Here is a 19,189-nt window from a genome sequence, read left to right as displayed (position 1 = left end):
GATATGTTTGATTTTGGTTTCTGGGAAATTGCCATTATTGGTGTTATTACCCTTATTGTAGTGGGCCCTGAAAGGTTACCAGCACTGGCAAGAAAAGCCGGTGTTATTATGGGCAAGCTTAATAAGTTCCTCAACAAAGTTAAAGCAGATATAAATGAAGAGCTAAAGACAGATGAACTTAAAGATCACTTGTCTATGGCTGATGAAAAATCAATAATCTCTGACATTAGCAATGAAGCCAAATCAAGTGTTGACCTTTTTAATCAAAATGATGCTCAGCAGGATGATTCAAAGTTATGACTATACATAATGAGGCATCTGAAAAACTACCCTTAGTTCAGCATTTAATTGAATTAAGGCGATCACTACTTCATTCAGTTACTGCAATAGTTATTTTTTTCCTAATATTATTCCCATTTGCTGATGAAATATACACCTTCATAGCGGCACCAATTGTTCAAGCAATACCAGGCTCCAATCTAATTGCAATTGGTGTAATCTCTCCTTTTTTAACACCCTTAAAGATGTCATTGATACTGGCAATCTATATTGCAATGCCCTACTTGCTTTATCAGCTATGGATGTTTATAGCCCCAGCGCTCTATCGCAATGAGAAAAGGCTAGTGCTGCCTTTGGTCATCTCATCAACAATACTTTTTTATGTTGGTCTTCTGTTCTCTTTTTATATTGTATTTCCAGTTATATTTAACTTCTTAGCGAGTGTTGGCCCTGAATCAGTTAACTTTGCCCCTGATATTCAGTACTATCTTGATTTTATCTTGAAAGTCTCATTCGCCTTTGGAGCTGCCTTTGAAGTCCCAATTGTGACAATTCTACTTATAGTCTTTGGAGTAACTACTGCTGAGAAACTTAAAAAAAACCGCTCCTATATCTTTATTGGTTCCTTTGTAGTTGGAATGGTATTAACTCCTCCAGATGTTATCTCACAACTTTTAATTGCAATCCCTATTTGGCTGCTATTTGAAGCTGGCTTATTTTTTTCCTCTTTCTTTAAAGTCCGTAAAAATAAACCAGAAATGAGCGCTGCTAAAAAAAATCAATCCAAGGACTGGACTGACAAGTCACACAATGAGATGATGGATGATATTGAAATTGAGATGAACAGCAAAGTAATTGGTAAGGAAGAAAAAGATAACTAGTATTACTAATCAGCAATATACCTTTGCAACAAGTTAGAAAGCTCTTTCTTTCGACTATCTTCAGCAAAACTTGCATCAATACTATTGTTAATAAGCCTAATTGCCTGGTCTCTTGAAAGCTCTAGACTGTCATAAAGTGCAAGGAAATTTTCTGTCATGTACCCTCCAAAGTAAGAAGGGTCATCTGAGTTAACCGTTACGCAAACTCCTAAGTCAAGCATATCAAGTATTGTATGGCTTGCCATAGTATCAAAAACTCTAAGCTTTACATTTGATAGTGGGCAGATAGTTAAGGGCATTTGAGACTCAATCAAACGAAGCATTAGGTCAGGATCATCGATTGCTCTTATCCCATGATCAATTCTTTGAACATTTAAAACGTCCAAAGAGCTCCATATATAACTAGCAGGGCCCTCTTCCCCTGCATGGGCAACTAATTTATAACCCATACCTTTTGCTTTTCTGAAAACATTAATAAATTTTTCTGGTGGGTTTCCCATCTCCGCGCTATCCAAACCAACACCATAAATAACATCGGTAAATTGCTCTGAAGATTTTAAAGTTTCAATTGCGCTTTCCTCGCTAAGGTGTCTTAAGAAACACATAATCAATCTAGAGGTTATACCTAGCTTCCCCTTTCCATCCGCTAGCGCCTCTGCAATGCCGCTTACTATAGTTTCAAAAGGAACGCCTCTTACAGTGTGCGTTTGAGGGTCAAAAAACGGCTCTACATGCATCACATTCTGCTGCTTACACATCAATAAGTAAGCCCATGTCAGGTCATAAAAATCTTGCTTATGGAGCAAAACCTCAGCGCCCTGATAATAAATATCTAGAAAATCTTGAAGATCTGAGAACTGATATGCGTTTTTTACCTCGTTGACACTATTAAAAGGCAATTGGATTGAATTTCTCTTTGCCAGCTTAAATAATAGTTCTGGCTCTAGTGTACCTTCTATATGAAGATGAAGTTCAATTTTTGGAAGGCCATTCAGCCACTTGTGAGAAATCTCTGACATAATTTTTTTCTAAAAAAAATCGCGCCCTAAGCAAAGCCTAGGACGCGATTAGTAATATTACTTAATAAACCTTTATTAGTTAGGGTACTTAGCGTCAATACCTTCTACATAAAAGTCCATTGTAAGTAGGTCAGGAAAGTTAGGTGGAGTTTCACCTTCTGCTAACCATGCACTACCATCTTGCTTATTGATTGGACCTGTAAATGGATGAATAGCGCCCATTGACAAATCAATAATTGCTTTTGAGGCTTCATTTCTAACTTCAAAAGGCATTGAATTATTCATAGGAGCAAACTTAACCATTCCTGAATCAACTCCATGGAATACATCAGTTGAAGTCCAAGTACCATCTTTAACAGCCTGAACACGCTCTAAGTAATAAGGACCCCAATCATCAATAATTCCAGTTAATTGAGCATTTTTACCCCACTCACGCATGTTTGAAGCTTGGCCAAAAGCAAAGACACCTTTCTCTTCAGCAACTGTCATAGGAGCAGTTGAATCAGTGTGTTGCATTAGAATGTCCGCACCTTGAGCTATAAGAGCATTGGCAGCGTCAGCTTCTTTGCCTGGATCGTACCAAGAATAAACCCAAACGATCTTGATTTCAATATCAGGATTTACTGACTTAGCAGCTAGGTAAGCAGAGTTAATTCCTCTGATTACTTCAGGGATTGGGAAAGATGCAATATAACCAATAACATTAGTCTCAGTCATTCTTCCAGCAATCTTACCAATGACGTGTCTACCTTCATAAAATCTCGCAGAATAAGTAGAAATATTATCAGTAGGACGCATATAGCCCGTTGCGTGTTCAAATTTAACATCTGGATAACGCGCCGCAACCTTTACTGTTGGGTTCATGTAACCAAATGATGTTGTAAAAATAATATCATTTTTTCTGGCAAGACTCGTAATAACACGCTCTGAATCTGAGTTTTCCTCAACACTCTCAACAGTAGTAACGATTACGTCGTCACCCATCATTTCTTTTACATATTTTGCGCCTTGATCATGTGCAAAAGTCCACCCATGGTCTCCTGTTGGGCCAATATATACAAAAGCAGCTTTAACAGGGTCAGCATAAACATTACTAGTAAATGCTAAAACTACGCTTAATATCGAGAGCTTCACAACACTCGACAAACTTCGATTAGACATACTTATTCTCCTTTAAGTTATTTAACAATTTTCTTACTTTTTTACTTCTTACAAAACTTTATTTATCAAACTAAGTTGTTGAATGAAATATTCTACCCAAACAATTAGGAACTGTGCGATTTGTTTTATTTTTTAATCTCATCCTAAGACTAACAAGAATAACAATGGTTGCCAAGTAAGGAAGCATTGATAGATATTGCGCACTGACATTGATGTTTAATCCTTGTGCATGAATCTGCAGAATAGTTATTCCTCCAAATAAAATTGCTCCAAATATAATTCTAAAAGGTTGCCACGAGGCAAAAACAACAAGACCTAAAGCGATCCAACCTCTTCCAGCAGTCATACCTTCTCCCCATATGGGCACTTGAACGAGTGATAAAAATGCGCCTCCAATTCCCGCCATAGCACCGCCAAATAAAATAGCCATCACTCTGTATCGAACAACGTTATGGCCAATAGCATGGGCCGCATCATGATTGTCGCCAATGGCGCGTAATATTAAACCCTGCTTAGTCTTAAATAGGAACCACCAAACTAAGTAAACCATAAAAAATGCCAAATACACAAGAGGATTAAATGAAAAAAGTAAAGGCCCTAAATAAGGTATATCAGATAAATATGGAATTGGAACTGCCGTGATGAGTTGAATTGTTTCCTCTGTGTAACCTCTTCCTGCAAAAGCAGCAAAACCCAAGCCAAAAAGAGTTAGAGCAAGCCCAGTTGCAACCTGATTTGTAAGCAGAAATTGAGTCAAAAAAGCAAAAATGGATGCTATGGCCATCCCCCCAAGCATGGCAGACAGAACAGCTAAATAAGGGTTTTGAGTATGAGACATAACAACAAAGCCTAGGAGCGCTCCAACAATCATCATGCCTTCAACTCCTAAATTTAGAACACCTGAGCGCTCTACTAATAATTCACCAATAGCGGCAAAAATAAGAGGTACTGAGGCAATACTTATTCCAATAATGATGTTAATAAATAGACTTTCATTCATAATCTTTAGTTTTTAGTTTTAAAAAGTACAACTTTATATTTAATTAATATATCGCAGGCCAAGAAGTAAAACAAAAGCATGCCTTGAAAAATTTGCGTTATCGAGCTTGGTAAATTGTATTCAATTTGCACATTCTCACCGCCAACATAGCTAAGGGCAATTAGTAGCGCTGAAAATAAAACTCCTACCGGATGAAGTCTGGCCAAGAATGCGACAATGATTGCAGTAAAGCCATAAAATGCGGGCAATCCCGGAGTTAGCTGCCCAGCAGGGCCGGCTGCCTCGAAGAGACCCGCAAGACCAGCCAGTCCGCCCGATATAAGCAGTGAATACCAAACAGTTTTATTGTCATCAAATCCAGCAAATTTTGCAGCTCGAGGCGCGCTACCTGATATTTTTATTTGCATACCAAACATATGCTTTTTAATTCCAAACCAAGCAACAAGCGAGAGAATAATTGCGACAATCAAACCAATATGTAATCGAGTACCTTCCCAAATAATAGGTAGCATAGCGCTATCATGAAAAATCCTACTTTCTGGAAAGTTAAAGCCTGATGGGTTTCGAAGAGGTCCTTGAAGCATTGCGCTTAAAAACAAAACGGCAACATAGGTCAACATTAAAGTTACTAGGATTTCATTGACCTGGTACTTAATTCGAAGAAAGGCTGCAATGCCCGCATAAAACATACCTCCTAGAATACCCGCTATCGTCATCAATGGAAGCAACCAAAAAGCCTCAACATTATAAAAATATAGTCCTACCGCACTTCCTGCAATTCCTCCAATAACGAATTGGCCTTCTGCACCAATATTCCAAATACCCGCTCTAAATCCAATTGACAAGCCAAGACCGATAATCATCAAAGGTGCTGCCTTAACGAGCAGCTCTGAAAAATAGTAAGAATCAATTAAAGGCTCTACAAATAAGGTGAAGAAGACGCTTGAGACTGGAATATCAACCAAAACAAAAATAAATATTAAATAAGCAGAAAGAGCAGTAAGCGTTAGAGCCAATAGAGGTGATAACAGAACCATTGCTGTAGAATTCTCAACTCTTGGAATAAGTCTAATCATTGGGTTTTTCCTCCAACCATGAGCTGAGAAATCTTCTCTAACCCTTTACTCTTCATGTCCACAGCATCAGAAAGCTTTCCTTCAGATAGGACATGGATTTTGTCACACAAACTTAATATTTCATCTAAATCCTGAGAGATAATCAATATAGCTGAGCCTTTATTAGCCAATTCAATCAAAGCCTGATGAATGTTGTTAGCAGAGCCCGCATCGACCCCCCAAGTAGGCTGAGCAACAATTAATAATTCTGGATTTTGAATAAGCTCTCTTCCAACCATAAACTTTTGTAGGTTTCCTCCAGAAAGCGATTTGGCTAACATTTTGCTCGAAGGTGTTTGCACATCAAAGGTATCGATAACATTTTTTGAATGAGTTGCAACTTTTTTCCAGTCAATGACATCATTGCTCGTCATTTCAGTTGAATCTGGCCTGCTTAGTAACATATTTTCATCTAACGACATATCTGGAACTGCGCCGTGCCCAAGTCTCTCTTCAGGAACAAAGAACATAGAGAGCTGTCTTCTTTCATGCGAGTTTAGAGTGCCAATATCTTGACCATTAAAATTCAAAGTTGTTTTGGGTGACGAAATTTCACCAATAAGCAGCTCCATTAACTCATCTTGGCCATTTCCAGCAACGCCTGCTATACCAACAATACTCCCCTTGTTGATTTTTAAAGCGATATTGTCAAGATTAACTCCATAAATATCATCACTCTTTCGACTTAAATTATCGATTGAGAAAATATTTTCACCAACAGCTATATTAGCTCTGGCGAGTTCGGTTAGTTTTTTTCCAATCATCATTTCCGCAAGTTCTTTTTGGCTGTGCTCCTGAGGTATACAGCTTTGAACTAATTTACCATCTCTTAAGATTGTTGCTTCACTGCATATTTCACGGACTTCTTCAAGCTTATGAGAAATATATAAGATAGCGCATCCATCTGCTGCAAGTTTTTTAAGAGTTACAAATAGATCAGATACTTCTTGAGGCGTCAAGACTGAAGTAGGCTCATCCATAATAAGTAACTTTGGGTTTTGCATTAGGCAGCGAATAATTTCAACGCGTTGGCGCGCACCAACCGACAGATCACCAACAACTTGTTGTGGGTTAATATCTAAGCCATATTGCTTTGAGTACTTAATTATTTGCTCAGAAAAATTATCATTTAGACCTACACTATCAAGTCCGAGAATTATATTTTCTTCAACAGTTAACGATTCAAACAGTGAAAAGTGTTGAAAGACCATTGCTATTCCATTTTCTCGAGCTTGAAAAGGGCTTTTAGGACTATATTCATTATTAGCCCACTTCATTTCACCACTATCTGGTGATAACGAGCCATATATAATTTTAACTAGAGTTGACTTACCAGCACCATTTTCACCAAGCAAAGCATGGATACTTGAATCCTTAATTCTAAGCGAAACATTATCATTAGCCTTTAAATCTCCATAAGACTTAGTAATATTGGATACTTCTAATTGATATTTCATACAGATTCAGGATGTCTTTTATGTTCTATAAAGTTAATTAAATCCATTGCAATAGTTACGGCAATTGCAGCAGGTGATTTTAAGAATTTTTGCTTATCTCCTATTGGACAGATAAATTTATTAATCACTTCCTCAGAAAAATTCTTTTGATGAAAACGATCTCTAAATTTTTTCCCCTTAATTTCTGAACCAATCATACCCAAATAACTGAAGTTATTTTGAGTAATCATTTTTTCACAAATCTCGAAATCAATTTGATGGCTGTATGTAATTACAAGACAATAGCTACTGTCTGGCAAGTCAGGAATGCTCTGAACAAAGTCATCACAAATAATATCTATTTGAGATGTATCTCCTTGATATTTATCAAATTGTTCTGCTCTATCATCAACCCAATAAATCTTAATAGGTAGATTAATTAAAATTGGCATCAGAGCTCTTGAAATATGTCCAGCTCCAAAAATGACTACTGGCTGAACTTCGCTAGTCAAGACTTTTTCAAAGCAGACTTCAGTTAAAGCGCCTGACTGATTTTCAAATTGCACTATAGTAGGACTATCAGAAAGTAACAAAAGATCTTTAGCGCTTTTTGTAATCAAGCTAGAGATTTTTTTGTCATCAATATTTGGAGATAAATTACCATCTAGGTAGACAAATTTTTTACTGCTAAATTCAATTTCAGAGTTACTATCTACAATTGTAGCAACTATAAAATCTTCATTATCTTGAAGTAAGTTTGATACTGTTTCGATCCATGAATTTGTTGCGTCAGACTGAATAAAACTTTCAAACATGACATTTACATAGCCTCCACAACACTGCCCAAGTGAGGCGCCAAGAGGATATTTTTTTAAATAAGTACCATTAGAATTAAGACTTAATAATTCTTCAGCAAAAGATAAGGCTTTAAATTCTAAATTACCACCACCAATACTGCCAAAAACTGACTCAGCTCCAGAGAAGACAATCTTATCTCCATTAGAGCAAGGGGTTGAGCCCTTAGTTGAAATAATTGTTAACAATACAAAGCCATTATTTAAAGCACTTGCCGTCTTAACTGGCTTCAACCAACTATTCATAACCTATTACTTAAGACTCTTATTGAGATTAAAGAATACTTGCTCAAAAGTTGCAGGAGCATTTAGGCCAGTTTGCATTTCATTATCTGCATTATAAATAGCATTTTTTATCGCAAGCCAAGCTGATATTGCGAGCATCAGAGGAGGCTCTCCAACTGCTTTAGATTTATGAATTGTATTTTCATGATTAGAAATATTAGGCTTAATTTTGACCTCAAAATGCTCAGGCGTATCTCCGATTGCAGGGATTTTATAGGTCGATGCGCCCATCGTTAAAAGTGCCCCAGAATCATTCCATTTGAGCTCCTCAGAGCAGAGCCAGCCCATACCCTGAATATATCCTCCAACTATTTGCCCCATATCAATTGCCGGGTTAAGTGATGCGCCAACATCATGCAAAATATCAACTGCTAACAACTTATACTCACCAGTCAAACAATCAACTACAACTTCACTAACGCAGGCACCATATGAATAATAGTAAAAAGGATGGCCTTTTTGTTTAACAGCATCAAAGAAAATTTTTGGTGTTTTATAAAAACCATTACTAAAAAGTTCTACTCGATTTAAATATGCTGTTGACACAAATTCATCAAACGCTATCTTTTTCTTACCAATAATAACAAAAGAGTCTTTAAACTCAATATCACTATTACCTTCGCCATAGAAATCTTTCGCAAAAGTAGTTAAATTTCTCTTAATTCTTAAGCATGCCTCTCTGGCAGCCATACCATTTAAATCTGAACCAGAAGATGCTGCAGTTGGTGATGTATTTGGAACTTTAGCAGTAGAAGTAGCTGAGACCTTTACTCGCTCTAGATTAACACCAAACTCATTAGCAACAACCTGCGCAACTTTAATAAATAGGCCTTGGCCCATTTCAGTCCCTCCATGATTAATATATATACTTCCATCTTTATATACATTTACCAATGCGCCGGCTTGATTTAATAATTGAGTAGTAAAAGAAATGCCAAATTTCACAGGAGAAAATGCCAATCCTTTTTTAAGATATTTACTTGTTTTATTAAACTTTTCAATATTTTTTCTTCTAACTAAGTAATTACTGTCTTCTATAAGTTCACTAGAGATCTCATTAATAATATTATCTTCGACAACTTGATCGTAAGGCGTTACGTTATTTGTATCCTTTTGATAATAATTTAATTTTCTAATTTCAAGAGCATCAACACCAATATTCATGGCTATTTCTTCAATAATATTTTCTATAGCAAGCATCCCTTGAGGTCCACCAAAGCCTCTAAATGCTGTGTTTGAAGCGGTATTTGTTTTGCATAAAAAACCCCTAAAAGTAGCATTTGGCAAAAAATATGTATTATCAGCATGGAATAAAGCTCTAGAAACTATTGCTTTAGATAAATCAAGTGAGTAGCCACATCTTGCTGCAAGATCTATCTCAATCCCCAAAATTTTCCCATCACCACTATAGCCAACTTTATAGTCTGCCTTGAAATCATGCCTCTTTCCAGTGAGCAACATATCATCTTTTCTAGAGAGCCGAGCCTTTATAGGAAGTTTAGTTTGCTTTGCAAATATAGCGCAAACACACGCAAGTTGAGATGAATCTGTCTCCTTGCCACCAAAGCCGCCACCCATTCTCCGAGTAATTACTTCGATTGCATTTTGAGGAACATCTAAAACATGCGCAACTAGATGTTGGACTTCTGTAGGGTTTTGAGTCGAAGAATGAACTACCATCTCGTTGTCCTCTGTTGGAATTGCCAGAGCAACCTGTCCCTCAAGATAATAATGCTCTTGACCGCCAATAGATAGACTTCCATTTAGCTTATTTTTTGATGAATCTATAGCTTTATTTGAATCTCCTATAGAGACTTCTAGTGGTTCATCAAGAAAGCTTTTTTTAGCCATTGCCTGATCAATAGTAACAATAGCCTCTAGCTCCGTTACATTTGAGATGATTAAGAGCGCAGCTGTTCTTGCATTCTCATGACTATCTGCTAAGACAGCAGCAATTGCTTGGCCAAAGAATAAAACCTCTTTATCAGCCAAAATAGGCTCGTCATGTTTAATCGCTCCTATATATAGATTTTCTATATCTTTTGCCAGGAGAATACTATGAACGCCGTCAGCTTTTAGAGCATCTGTAATATCAATCTTATTTATTTTTCCACGCGCAACATTACTTAACGCAAATGCAACATGAAGAGTGCCTTTTGGGACCGGCATGTCATCAATATAAGTTGCACTTCCCTGGACATGCATATGAGCACTATCGTGAGCAATTGAGTCGCCAATTATTGAGCCCTTAAGTTGAGCAGAATTTTTTATATTTTTATTAATTTTTGCTTACTCCTTGAATTAACTTGATTGTGAATATTCTGCAAGATTTTCAACTGGCTGATCTTGATACATCAATATAGTTTTTTTAATTAAGTTTGCTGATACTTGCAATCGGTATTCTGAAGTTGCTCTGACATCAGTAAATGGAGAAAATTCTTCTTTCAAAACCTTATAAGATAATGCAGCTATGTTGTCTTCTTGCCAATTCTTTAATAAAAAATTTTCAAGTATATTTGATCTTTGAGGTATTCCTGACATGCCTCCAAAGGCGATCTTAAATGATTCTGGTTTATTATTTATGGACGTAATATTTATTGCCATGCATACAGCTGAAATATCATCCTCGTATCTTTTAGACATTTTATGAGTAATAAGACGCTGATTTTCATTAGGCTTTGGAATGACAATACTTTCAATAAATTCACCTTGCTGAATAACAGTTTTTTTATAGGTAATAAAAAAATCTTCTAAATTAATAGTTCTGCTAACAGGGCCTTTTCTGAGCTTTAATTTTGCATCTAAAGCAATTAAGACTGGGGGCATATCTCCTATAGGTGAAGCATTAGCAATGTTGCCTCCAATAGTCGCCCAATTCTTTATGGGTAAAGAGGCAAAGCGTTGTAAAAAAGGACCTAAGTCAGGCCAGTTACTTATAAGACTAGATGCGGCATCCTCATAACTTACTGCAGCTCCAATCTCTAATTCTTTAGCGTTATCTTTAATCTCCTTTAATTCAATAACTTGATTAACGCTAACGATATGTGAAAACTCTTTCATTGATTGAGTAATCTCTAGGCTAAGATCGGTTCCTGCGGCAATAATATTTGCTGAAGTGCTATTAATTAGAACATTAGAGAGCTCATTTATCGTTGAGGGAGCATCATATTTAATTGTTTTATTACTCTTTTTATAACTAAAACTTATGTGCTTAGGATTATTTAATTCTCCTAAAATCTTAGTAATATTCTTCTGATTTTTTTTATAGTAGTCTAAGGGTTCGTCACTTTTCTCATTAAACATTGAAAATGCAGCTGCAATTATTGGTTTATAGCCAGTGCACCTGCACAAGTTACCGGATAGAGCTTCGTTTATTTGATGCAGATCTACTGAGTTTTTATTTTGATATAAGGCAAATAACGACATAACAAAGCCAGGCGTGCAAAAGCCACACTGTGAACCATTTTCTAGCACCATTGCTTTTTGAGAAGGATGTAGCTTGCCCTCCTCAGCCAACCCCTCAACAGTAACTAAATGTTTGCCAACTAGTCCATAAGCCAATGCCATGCATGTATTTATACTTTTATACTCAACCTTACTAGACTTATTATTAGTAACAATCTCACCAATAACTGCAGTACAAGCGCCGCAATCTCCAGAAGCGCAGCCCTCCTTAGTTCCAACAAGCTGATTATCTCTTAACCACTCTAGTACAGTAGTATTTGGATTTATTGCGCCAAGATCTGTTGGCGTAGAGTTTTGATTCAGCAAAAAATACATTAGCTTCCTCGATAGGTTGAATAACTATAAGGGGAAATTAAAAGAGGTACATGGAAGTTTTCACTCTTTTCACTAATATAGAAACGAATAATGACATCTTTTAAAAAAGGGCACTTAATATTTTTAGCTTCATAATAATCATCCACTATGAATTCAAGCTCATAACAACCCTCATCAAATTCTTCTTCTGACAACAAAGGTTTATCACAACGGCCATCTAAGTTCGTTTTTAATGATTTAAGATGTACTGAATTTGTACCATCTCTTCGATATAAATTTATCGCTACACCACTTGCAGGAACTCCTGCAGAGGTATCTAATATATGTGTTGTAAGTTGTCCCATTATGCCTTCCTTATTTTTGGTAAATATTTTGACCTAAAATATAAACCTCTTTAATTAGTCTATCATCACCTAAAGTCATTAAATTAAATAATATATCGTTAATATCATCTGAGGTTTCGAGTTTATTTTTTATTAATTCTGTTGCCTTTAAATCAATAACAATAAAGTCTGCCTCCTTATTAGGCTCAAAGTTACCGATACGATTATCCATATCAAGTACTTTCGCTGCAGCTAGAGTTGTCAGATAAAAAGCTTTAACAGGATCTAAATTATAATTATTTAGTCGACATATTTTGTAAGCTTCATTCATTACCTGAAACATTGAAAAGCTGTCACCGCCGCCAACATCTGATGCAAGTGCAGTACCTATTCCAAAAGCCTCTAATTTATCAAGTTCAAATAGACCGCTACCAAGGAATAGATTGGATCTTGGACATAGTGCCACCTTAGAGCCTGAATCAGCAATACGTTTATATTCTTCATCAGTATTATAGATGCAATGACCAAAAACTGAATTAGGTCCTGATAGATTGAAATTATCATAGACATCAAAGTAGTTTTTTGAGCCTGGAAAAAGCTCTTTTACCCAGCCAATTTCATCAATATTTTCATTAAGATGTGTTTGCAGAAGAACGCCTTTATTTCCATTATTATCTGAATATTCTTCTAATAAATTAGCAGCCTGTACTAATTGCTCAGAAGAAGATGTAGGAGCAAATCTAGGCGTAACGGCGTAACTCATTCGCCCTCTATTGTGCCATTTTTCAATCAGTTCTTTCGAATCAAAATAACTACCGTCCACACTATCACAAAGAGCCTCTGGTGCATTTCTATTCATCATAACTTTGCCGGCCACCATTCTAAGCTTCAACTTTTCTGCTGCCGTAAAAAAAATATCAACAGATTGCTTGTGTGAGGTACAAAAAGTCATTGCTGTTGTAGTGCCATTTTTAATAAGCTCATCAAGAAACAAATCTGCGACCTTGGCGGCATAAGTCTCATCTGAAAACTTTTGCTCTTCAATAAATGTATACTTATTAAGCCAGTCTATAAGGCTTGCTCCATAGGAAGCTATAACTTTATATTGAGGATAATGCACATGGGTGTCAATGAAGCCAGGCATTATCAAGCTATCCTTAAAGTGAGTAGATGATTTAGCGTTTGGCCACTTTGAAGAAATTTGATTGAAGTCTCCAACCTCAATGATGCTTCCAGAATCATTATCAACAACCATAAGGCCATCAACAAAATAGTTTGGCTCTAGCACCCCATTACTTTCAGTGCAGTGGTAAATTGCTCCTCGATAATGATTATATTCGCTCACTGATTTGCCTCAATCCAAATCCCTAATTTCGCTCTCTCATCATCGGTCATATTTGTATTGTTAATTAAGGGCATTGCTTTAGATAAAACGGACTGCTGATATATCTGATTCTTATGGGCAATAATTTTTTCTTTAGTATCCAGCATAATCCCATTAGGCGCAATCGCAAAGGCTTTGTTTGCAGGCTCCGCAGCATGACAACTCACGCAATGTTTTTCAATGATGGCTTGGGCCTCAGCAATAGTTACGATCTCTTGGCTATTATCTTGCATCTTAATTGGTGATGGCGCTAGAGCATAAATCAAGGTAAAGGTTGAGATAACTATAATGGCGATTAGACTATTTTTAGCTTTACCAACTCCTCTTAAATTAAAGTAGTGGCGAACCATTACCAAAATCCCAATAACAGCCATTAATATTAGCCAGCCATAATCTCCGCTATAAATTGTAGGGTAATGGCCACTTATCATCATAAATAAAACGGGTAAGGTAAAGTAATTGTTATGACGAGAGCGAAGATAGCCTATTTTTCCCAGTTCTAAACTAACTTCAGTAGAGTTTTCACAAGCATCAACTAATTTTTTTTGAACTGGAATAATTACAAAGAAAACATTGGCAACCATTACCGTTCCAATCATTGAGCCAATTTGCATATACACGGCTCTAGGATTAAAAATATTGCTATAAAAATATGCAAACAATGCAATTACTATAAAAATAATAGCTAAAAAAATTGCGGATTTAGTTACCAACTTTGACTTACATAAAAGATCATAGATAAGCCAAAAAAGTATCAACCCTAAGAGACTTAAACCAACGCCATATAATGCAGATATTGAGCTATTGGAAGCTAACAGATAAGTGCTAGCATTAAAATAATAGATAACTGAAAGCAGTGAAATTCCAGAAAGCCAAGTAACGTAAGCTTCCCACTTAAACCAGTGCAAAGGTTCTGGGAGGGTTTGAGGATATTTCTTATATTTTTCTAAATGATAAAAGCCGCCGCCGTGAACTGCCCATAAGTTGCCAGCTATCTCGTCTCTATTATTTAATCGATCAAGTTTATTTTCAAGCCAATTAAAATAAAAGGAAGCACCAATCCAGGCTATACCTGCAATTATATGAAGTAATTTCAACACTAGGCTGAGCCAGTCCATTAGATATATTTGCATCATAAGCTTAGCTCCACATAAATACTAACCTCTTCAATTTTACTAACAGTGCACTGCTTCATGCTGTCTTTATCTACATTGTGTTTCCTATCTATCACAACGAATTGAGCGTTATCTTTTAAACTAATTAAAGGAAAGTGCCAAACTCCTCTTGAATAACTTATGCCTTGATCACCATCAGTAATAAAAGCCTTAATATTTTCAATTACAGGTTCTTGTGATGGAGGCGCGACAACAACTATAAATGGCGTGTTATTTTTTGGAATAAATGTCTGACTAAAAAAAGGATGATTCTCGAGCATAGTAATTTGAAGAGGAAACTGCCTCTTCTTAGCAACAAAAATATGGACACTTGTTTCCCCCTCTGCCTCCTTAGTATCTAATTTTACAATATCAGGAAACTTGGATGCAAAACCATCATTAATTGTAATAGATTCTTTGTTTTCAGTACTAAGCACTTCGCCAAATAGTTGAAAATTATCTGTAGTTAGTACTTCAGGAGTTAGTTTTAAAGTATTCATATCTAGGTAAATTTTCCAATAAGTTTTAACCTGGCAATGCCGCCATCTGGATATATATCGACACGGATGTGAGTAAACACATCATTATGAAGTATGTCCGAACCTTTAAAAACATGCATTTGGTTTATCTTTAATTTTTTTCCTTCAATAAGTTTATTCCAAGTTTTACTATTTTCTTTCAAAGTTTTATCATCTTCGTCTGGTGAATTGGAAGTTGATATTGAGAAAGTATCTGGAAAATTACCTTTAAAAAATTGAGTATCAACTACTACTTCCTCAGCAGTTGCAGGCTTAGAGAGGGCAATAATTCCCCAGTCGTTTCCGGGCTTTCTTCGCCGCCTTGTTTCCCATCCATCAGCCATACTTAAAGGCTCATGCTTTTCTAAAACATTACTTAAGCTTCCAAAGTGCTCGTCATTTGCAAAGATCGCTTTAGCGCCACTTTCTTTGGATATTACGTTCGTACCATTAATTTCATACTTCTTCTCATCAACCCATATCTCACCATAAGCCCTGAAACGAGCAATTCCTCCATCTGGGAGTAATGTAATTTTTAAATGCGTAATTGGCTTTGATGAAGCACTATTAAATAAATTTTTTGAGTCACCCTCTAGGGATTCTTTGGTAACGAGATCAAACCATTCTGAAACTGCAGTGCCATCAACAACTAAGTCATCAGTAGTTCCTCCTGGCACAGAGCAACCTTGAACAGAAATTCCAGGTGCAAAATTCCCAGTAAAGTGAGTTGTATCAATATTGAAGTTATTAATAATAGATTCAGCTCCTAACCTAATAAAACAAAAGTCATTTTTCCCATCTCGCCGTCTTCGACTCTCCCAGCCATCCATCCACTTACCATTTATATCGTATTTATCTTCAATCCAAACAGGCTCACTTGATTGAAGCATTCGGCCTGAGTCTGCAAAAAATTCATCACTACAATAAACAACTTTAGTACCAAAACTTGCACTAGCAACATCAATTTGGTTTTCAGATTCCATAAATCTCCTTAATTCTTAGCCATGCTATTTTATTAATCTCATCGAGAGCATTTGATCTTTCTTGATTTTTTGAATTGTCTTTTCGCTCTTTAAACTGCGAAATGATGTCAGATTTATTTTTTTCTTTAACTGCCATAATAAAGGGGAAGTCAAATTTAGCAAAGTACTCTCTATTAAGCTCTTCAAAAAGCTCGATTTCAGAGTCTGAGCAATCACTTAATCCAGCAGATTTTTGTTCAGTAGTTGAGAAATCAGTAAGTTCGTTATTTTGGGCTTTTTTGCCTGCCAAGGTTGGATGTGCAATTATCAAGTTATCCTGTAAGTCAGAATCTGCATTAAGCATAATATTTGAAAGTAGCTCATGAAATTTTTCTAAACTATTATATTTTTTATCAGCTAAAACTAGAGGTAACGATTTTTCTACAAACCAAGGAGTATGCTCATACAAGTTTTCAAAGGTTTTTAAAAAGGCTTCTGCAGATTGCTGCGCTAAATTTAATGGTAATTCCATCTCTTGCCCTTTTTAAAAGTTCTTATACCAATGGTCAGCAATTTCTCTGCGCGAGCAAAGCCAAACATTATCAAACGTTTTAACATACTCTAAAAATCGCCTCATAGCCATAATTCTTCCAGGGCGTCCTAATATTCTCGCATGCATTCCAACTGACATCATTTTTGGACTTACCTCACCTTCAAGATATAACGCATCAAAAGTATCCTTTAAATAGTTAAAGAATTGGTCTCCTGAATTAAACCCCTGTGGTGAAGCAAACCTCATATCATTTACATCGAGAGTATAGGGAATAATTAAATGCTTTTTTTCAGCACCAAATTCATTTGACCAGTAAGGCAAGTCGTCGTCATATGTGTCACTATCATAAAGAAAACCCCCCTCTTCAACAATCAGCCTTCTTGTATTTGGACTATTTCTTCCGGTGTACCATCCTTCTGGCCTTTTTCCTAAGTATTCTGTCAAAACAGAAATACAGTCTTTAATATGCTCTCGCTCTGTTTTTTCATCAACAAATTGATAATCTATCCATCTAAATCCATGCGCACAAATATCATAATTTTGTTCTACCAAATAATCTGCAAGTTCTCGATTACGAGCAATTGCAAGAGCCACTGCAAAGATAGTTACTGGAACATCGAACTCTTTAAAAAGGTTTAATATTCTCCAAACTCCTGCTCTTGAGCCATACTCATAAATGGACTCCATACTCATATGCCTTGCACCTTCATAAGCCTTAGCACCAACAATCTCTGAAAGGAAAGCTTCAGATGCATTGTCTCCATGCAAAATTGAGTTTTCCGCGCCTTCTTCATAATTCAACACAAATTGAACTGCAATACGGGCTTTATTTGGCCATTTGGGGTGGATTGAACCCTTCCCATAGCCCACCATATTTCGGGGGTAGCTTTTAAGGCTTTGAATGATTTTTTTATTCATAATAATTTTTAGCTAAGTATGCGAATACAACTATTATTTTTAAGTGGTGTACATATAGATATTTAAATAATTATTTAATTATATGCATAAATGTATTAATGATTGTTGTAAACATTTATTTTTCATCTTGAATTTAAAAATGATTATTTGTACTTGTATAGACAAGTATACTTAAACTATAAATATTTAATTATTAGAGCTATCAGAAATAGATTGAAAATACATTGAAAAATTTTTGACAAAGGACATCATCGAGAATAGAATATCAACAACTTAAGATTTTATTTCTATATACTTTTAATATAAAGCTTGAGTTAACAACAAAAGATATTTTTAGACTATCTTTTTTTAAAGATGGTTTTTGTTCTATTGAAAAAAAATTAAGATTAACAACTAAGGAGAAGTACACAATGAAAAACACGAAACATTCACATTTTGGTGGATTTATCAAAAAAACTGGTCTAGCAATAATAGCTACAACAATTGCTTTATCAGCGTCAATTGCTCAAGCTGCTGATATTAAGCCTGCTGTAGTTTATGATACTGCTGGTAAGAATGACAAGTCTTTTAACGAAGCGGTCTATAACGGCATCATGAGATTTGCTAATGATACTGGTATTGCTGTTACTGAGCTAGAGCCTACTAATGAAGCTATGATGGAGCAAAGTCTTAAGAAGTTTGCACAACGTGGATACAACCCAGTTGTAGCTGTAGGTTTTACTATGGCGAATGCTGTTGCTGCAGCTGCTGCAGAGTATCCTGACACTTGGTTCACTATCATTGATGGTGTTGTAGATGCTCCAAACGTTCAAAATGTTGTCTTTAAAGAGCAAGAAGGATCATTCCTTGTTGGTATTATGGCTGCTATGGCATCAAGCACAGGCACTGTAGGCTTTGTTGGTGGTATGGATATTCCATTAATTAGTCGCTTTGAGTGTGGTTATAAGCAAGGTGTTGCTCATCAAGACAGCTCAATGAATGTATTAGCACAGATGACTGGATCAACTCCAGCTGCTTGGGGTAACCCAACTAAAGGTGGTGAAATTACTCGTAGCCAAGTTGAAAATGGTGCTGACGTAGTTTATGCTGCTGCTGGTGGAACTGGAATGGGTGTTTACCAAACTGCTGCAGACATGGGTGTATTAGCAATTGGTGTAGACTCTAACCAAAACTACATTCAACCTGGAACAATGCTTACTTCTATGTACAAGAAAGTTGGATTAGCTGCTTATGAGAGTTTTGAAGCTGCTATGAACGGCACTTGGGAAGCTGGTTTTAAAGTGAACGGTGTTGCTGAAGACGGTGTTGGCGCTGCAATGGATGAGTACAATGCAGATTTAGTTTCTGCTGAAATGCTTGCCGCAGTTGAAACTGCAAGAGCTGGAATTATTGATGGCTCTATTGTGGTCCATGACTACATGAGTGATAATACCTGCCCTTTATAAAAAGCAGTTTTTATTCTTAAAAACATCCGGCTCTAGGGCCGGATGTTTTTTTTTAAACTTTAATATGTATTTTTTATAAAACTATATATTAAAGTTACAAATTCATACAACTATAATAATTA

Annotated in this window: 18 protein-coding genes; 3 read left to right on the top strand and 15 right to left on the bottom strand. The window is 36.1% G+C overall.

Going from position 1 to position 19,189, the window contains the following annotated elements:
• The first annotated feature begins 3 nt into the window (after nucleotides 1-3).
• Both tatB and tatC read left to right on the top strand, forming a co-directional pair.
• On the top strand, nucleotides 4-300 hold the full coding sequence (tatB, locus tag ABXT44_RS03890; protein WP_416688245.1) for a Sec-independent protein translocase protein TatB: 297 nt from the start codon (nucleotides 4-6) through the stop codon (nucleotides 298-300).
• Nucleotides 297-1,160 (top strand): twin-arginine translocase subunit TatC, encoded by an 864-nt coding sequence (tatC, locus tag ABXT44_RS03885; protein WP_416688243.1) that lies wholly within the window; start codon nucleotides 297-299, stop codon nucleotides 1,158-1,160. The genes tatB and tatC overlap by 4 nt, the downstream gene beginning before the upstream one ends.
• 5 nt (nucleotides 1,161-1,165) lie before the next feature.
• Here the strand turns inward: tatC and ABXT44_RS03880 are convergent, their stop codons facing one another.
• The 15 genes from ABXT44_RS03880 to puuE form a co-directional block, all read right to left on the bottom strand.
• Nucleotides 1,166-2,179: an adenosine deaminase gene (locus ABXT44_RS03880; RefSeq protein ID WP_416688241.1), complete on the bottom strand. Its 1,014-nt coding sequence runs from the start codon at nucleotides 2,177-2,179 to the stop codon at nucleotides 1,166-1,168.
• Between the two features lie 75 nt (nucleotides 2,180-2,254).
• Complete coding sequence (locus tag ABXT44_RS03875; protein WP_416688239.1) at nucleotides 2,255-3,340, bottom strand: BMP family ABC transporter substrate-binding protein; 1,086 nt, start codon at nucleotides 3,338-3,340, stop codon at nucleotides 2,255-2,257.
• A 70-nt stretch (nucleotides 3,341-3,410) separates the two neighbouring features.
• On the bottom strand, nucleotides 3,411-4,340 hold the full coding sequence (locus tag ABXT44_RS03870; RefSeq protein WP_271558741.1) for an ABC transporter permease: 930 nt from the start codon (nucleotides 4,338-4,340) through the stop codon (nucleotides 3,411-3,413).
• Between the two features lie 5 nt (nucleotides 4,341-4,345).
• On the bottom strand, nucleotides 4,346-5,416 hold the full coding sequence (locus ABXT44_RS03865; protein ID WP_416688237.1) for an ABC transporter permease: 1,071 nt from the start codon (nucleotides 5,414-5,416) through the stop codon (nucleotides 4,346-4,348).
• Nucleotides 5,413-6,912 (bottom strand): ABC transporter ATP-binding protein, encoded by a 1,500-nt coding sequence (locus tag ABXT44_RS03860; RefSeq protein ID WP_416688235.1) that lies wholly within the window; start codon nucleotides 6,910-6,912, stop codon nucleotides 5,413-5,415. Before ABXT44_RS03860 ends, ABXT44_RS03865 begins: the two co-directional genes overlap by 4 nt.
• Complete coding sequence (locus tag ABXT44_RS03855; RefSeq protein ID WP_416688233.1) at nucleotides 6,909-7,991, bottom strand: XdhC family protein; 1,083 nt, start codon at nucleotides 7,989-7,991, stop codon at nucleotides 6,909-6,911. The genes ABXT44_RS03860 and ABXT44_RS03855 overlap by 4 nt, the downstream gene beginning before the upstream one ends.
• Nucleotides 7,992-7,997: 6 nt before the next feature.
• A complete protein-coding gene (gene xdhB / locus ABXT44_RS03850; protein WP_416688232.1) occupies nucleotides 7,998-10,235 on the bottom strand; it encodes a xanthine dehydrogenase molybdopterin binding subunit in 2,238 nt (745 codons plus the stop codon).
• Nucleotides 10,236-10,331: 96 nt separating this feature from the next.
• Complete coding sequence (gene xdhA, locus ABXT44_RS03845) at nucleotides 10,332-11,810, bottom strand: xanthine dehydrogenase small subunit (protein WP_416688230.1); 1,479 nt, start codon at nucleotides 11,808-11,810, stop codon at nucleotides 10,332-10,334.
• Nucleotides 11,810-12,154, bottom strand: a complete 345-nt coding sequence (uraH, locus tag ABXT44_RS03840; protein ID WP_416688229.1) for a hydroxyisourate hydrolase — start codon at nucleotides 12,152-12,154, stop codon at nucleotides 11,810-11,812. Before uraH ends, xdhA begins: the two co-directional genes overlap by 1 nt.
• Before the next feature lie 10 nt (nucleotides 12,155-12,164).
• Nucleotides 12,165-13,478, bottom strand: coding sequence for a guanine deaminase (gene guaD / locus ABXT44_RS03835; protein WP_416688227.1), 1,314 nt, complete (start codon nucleotides 13,476-13,478; stop codon nucleotides 12,165-12,167).
• Nucleotides 13,475-14,653 carry a urate hydroxylase PuuD gene (locus ABXT44_RS03830; RefSeq protein WP_416688225.1) on the bottom strand — a complete coding sequence of 393 codons (1,179 nt, stop codon included), beginning with the start codon at nucleotides 14,651-14,653 and terminating at the stop codon, nucleotides 13,475-13,477. The genes guaD and ABXT44_RS03830 overlap by 4 nt, the downstream gene beginning before the upstream one ends.
• Complete coding sequence (locus tag ABXT44_RS03825; protein ID WP_416688223.1) at nucleotides 14,650-15,171, bottom strand: ureidoglycolate lyase; 522 nt, start codon at nucleotides 15,169-15,171, stop codon at nucleotides 14,650-14,652. The genes ABXT44_RS03830 and ABXT44_RS03825 overlap by 4 nt, the downstream gene beginning before the upstream one ends.
• Before the next feature lie 2 nt (nucleotides 15,172-15,173).
• Nucleotides 15,174-16,172, bottom strand: a complete 999-nt coding sequence (alc, locus tag ABXT44_RS03820) for an allantoicase (protein ID WP_271540876.1) — start codon at nucleotides 16,170-16,172, stop codon at nucleotides 15,174-15,176.
• Nucleotides 16,162-16,683, bottom strand: coding sequence for a 2-oxo-4-hydroxy-4-carboxy-5-ureidoimidazoline decarboxylase (gene uraD, locus ABXT44_RS03815; protein WP_416688221.1), 522 nt, complete (start codon nucleotides 16,681-16,683; stop codon nucleotides 16,162-16,164). The genes alc and uraD overlap by 11 nt, the downstream gene beginning before the upstream one ends.
• A gap of 12 nt (nucleotides 16,684-16,695) precedes the next feature.
• Nucleotides 16,696-17,622: an allantoinase PuuE gene (gene puuE, locus ABXT44_RS03810; RefSeq protein WP_416688219.1), complete on the bottom strand. Its 927-nt coding sequence runs from the start codon at nucleotides 17,620-17,622 to the stop codon at nucleotides 16,696-16,698.
• 410 nt (nucleotides 17,623-18,032) lie between these two features.
• Between puuE and ABXT44_RS03805 the strand changes: the two genes are divergently transcribed.
• Complete coding sequence (locus ABXT44_RS03805; protein ID WP_271558513.1) at nucleotides 18,033-19,067, top strand: BMP family ABC transporter substrate-binding protein; 1,035 nt, start codon at nucleotides 18,033-18,035, stop codon at nucleotides 19,065-19,067.
• The last annotated feature ends 122 nt before the right edge of the window (nucleotides 19,068-19,189 follow it).

It is taken from the genome of Candidatus Pseudothioglobus sp. Uisw_041 (assembly GCF_048087625.1).
Lineage (GTDB): Bacteria > Pseudomonadota > Gammaproteobacteria > PS1 > Pseudothioglobaceae > Pseudothioglobus.
The sequence above is the reverse complement of the archived record's forward strand: the minus strand, read 5'-3'. Positions and strand labels throughout refer to the sequence as shown.

Coding starts and splice junctions, on each gene's coding strand:
- tatB (WP_416688245.1), top strand. CDS start 4: ATGTTTGATTTTGGTTTCTGGGAAATTGCCATTATTGGTGTTATTACC.
- tatC (WP_416688243.1), top strand. CDS start 297: ATGACTATACATAATGAGGCATCTGAAAAACTACCCTTAGTTCAGCAT.
- ABXT44_RS03880 (WP_416688241.1), bottom strand. CDS start 2,179: ATGTCAGAGATTTCTCACAAGTGGCTGAATGGCCTTCCAAAAATTGAA.
- ABXT44_RS03875 (WP_416688239.1), bottom strand. CDS start 3,340: ATGTCTAATCGAAGTTTGTCGAGTGTTGTGAAGCTCTCGATATTAAGC.
- ABXT44_RS03870 (WP_271558741.1), bottom strand. CDS start 4,340: ATGAATGAAAGTCTATTTATTAACATCATTATTGGAATAAGTATTGCC.
- ABXT44_RS03865 (WP_416688237.1), bottom strand. CDS start 5,416: ATGATTAGACTTATTCCAAGAGTTGAGAATTCTACAGCAATGGTTCTG.
- ABXT44_RS03860 (WP_416688235.1), bottom strand. CDS start 6,912: ATGAAATATCAATTAGAAGTATCCAATATTACTAAGTCTTATGGAGAT.
- ABXT44_RS03855 (WP_416688233.1), bottom strand. CDS start 7,991: ATGAATAGTTGGTTGAAGCCAGTTAAGACGGCAAGTGCTTTAAATAAT.
- xdhB (WP_416688232.1), bottom strand. CDS start 10,235: ATGCATGTCCAGGGAAGTGCAACTTATATTGATGACATGCCGGTCCCA.
- xdhA (WP_416688230.1), bottom strand. CDS start 11,810: ATGTATTTTTTGCTGAATCAAAACTCTACGCCAACAGATCTTGGCGCA.
- uraH (WP_416688229.1), bottom strand. CDS start 12,154: ATGGGACAACTTACAACACATATATTAGATACCTCTGCAGGAGTTCCT.
- ABXT44_RS03830 (WP_416688225.1), bottom strand. CDS start 14,653: ATGATGCAAATATATCTAATGGACTGGCTCAGCCTAGTGTTGAAATTA.
- ABXT44_RS03825 (WP_416688223.1), bottom strand. CDS start 15,171: ATGAATACTTTAAAACTAACTCCTGAAGTACTAACTACAGATAATTTT.
- alc (WP_271540876.1), bottom strand. CDS start 16,172: ATGGAATCTGAAAACCAAATTGATGTTGCTAGTGCAAGTTTTGGTACT.
- uraD (WP_416688221.1), bottom strand. CDS start 16,683: ATGGAATTACCATTAAATTTAGCGCAGCAATCTGCAGAAGCCTTTTTA.
- puuE (WP_416688219.1), bottom strand. CDS start 17,622: ATGAATAAAAAAATCATTCAAAGCCTTAAAAGCTACCCCCGAAATATG.
- ABXT44_RS03805 (WP_271558513.1), top strand. CDS start 18,033: ATGAAAAACACGAAACATTCACATTTTGGTGGATTTATCAAAAAAACT.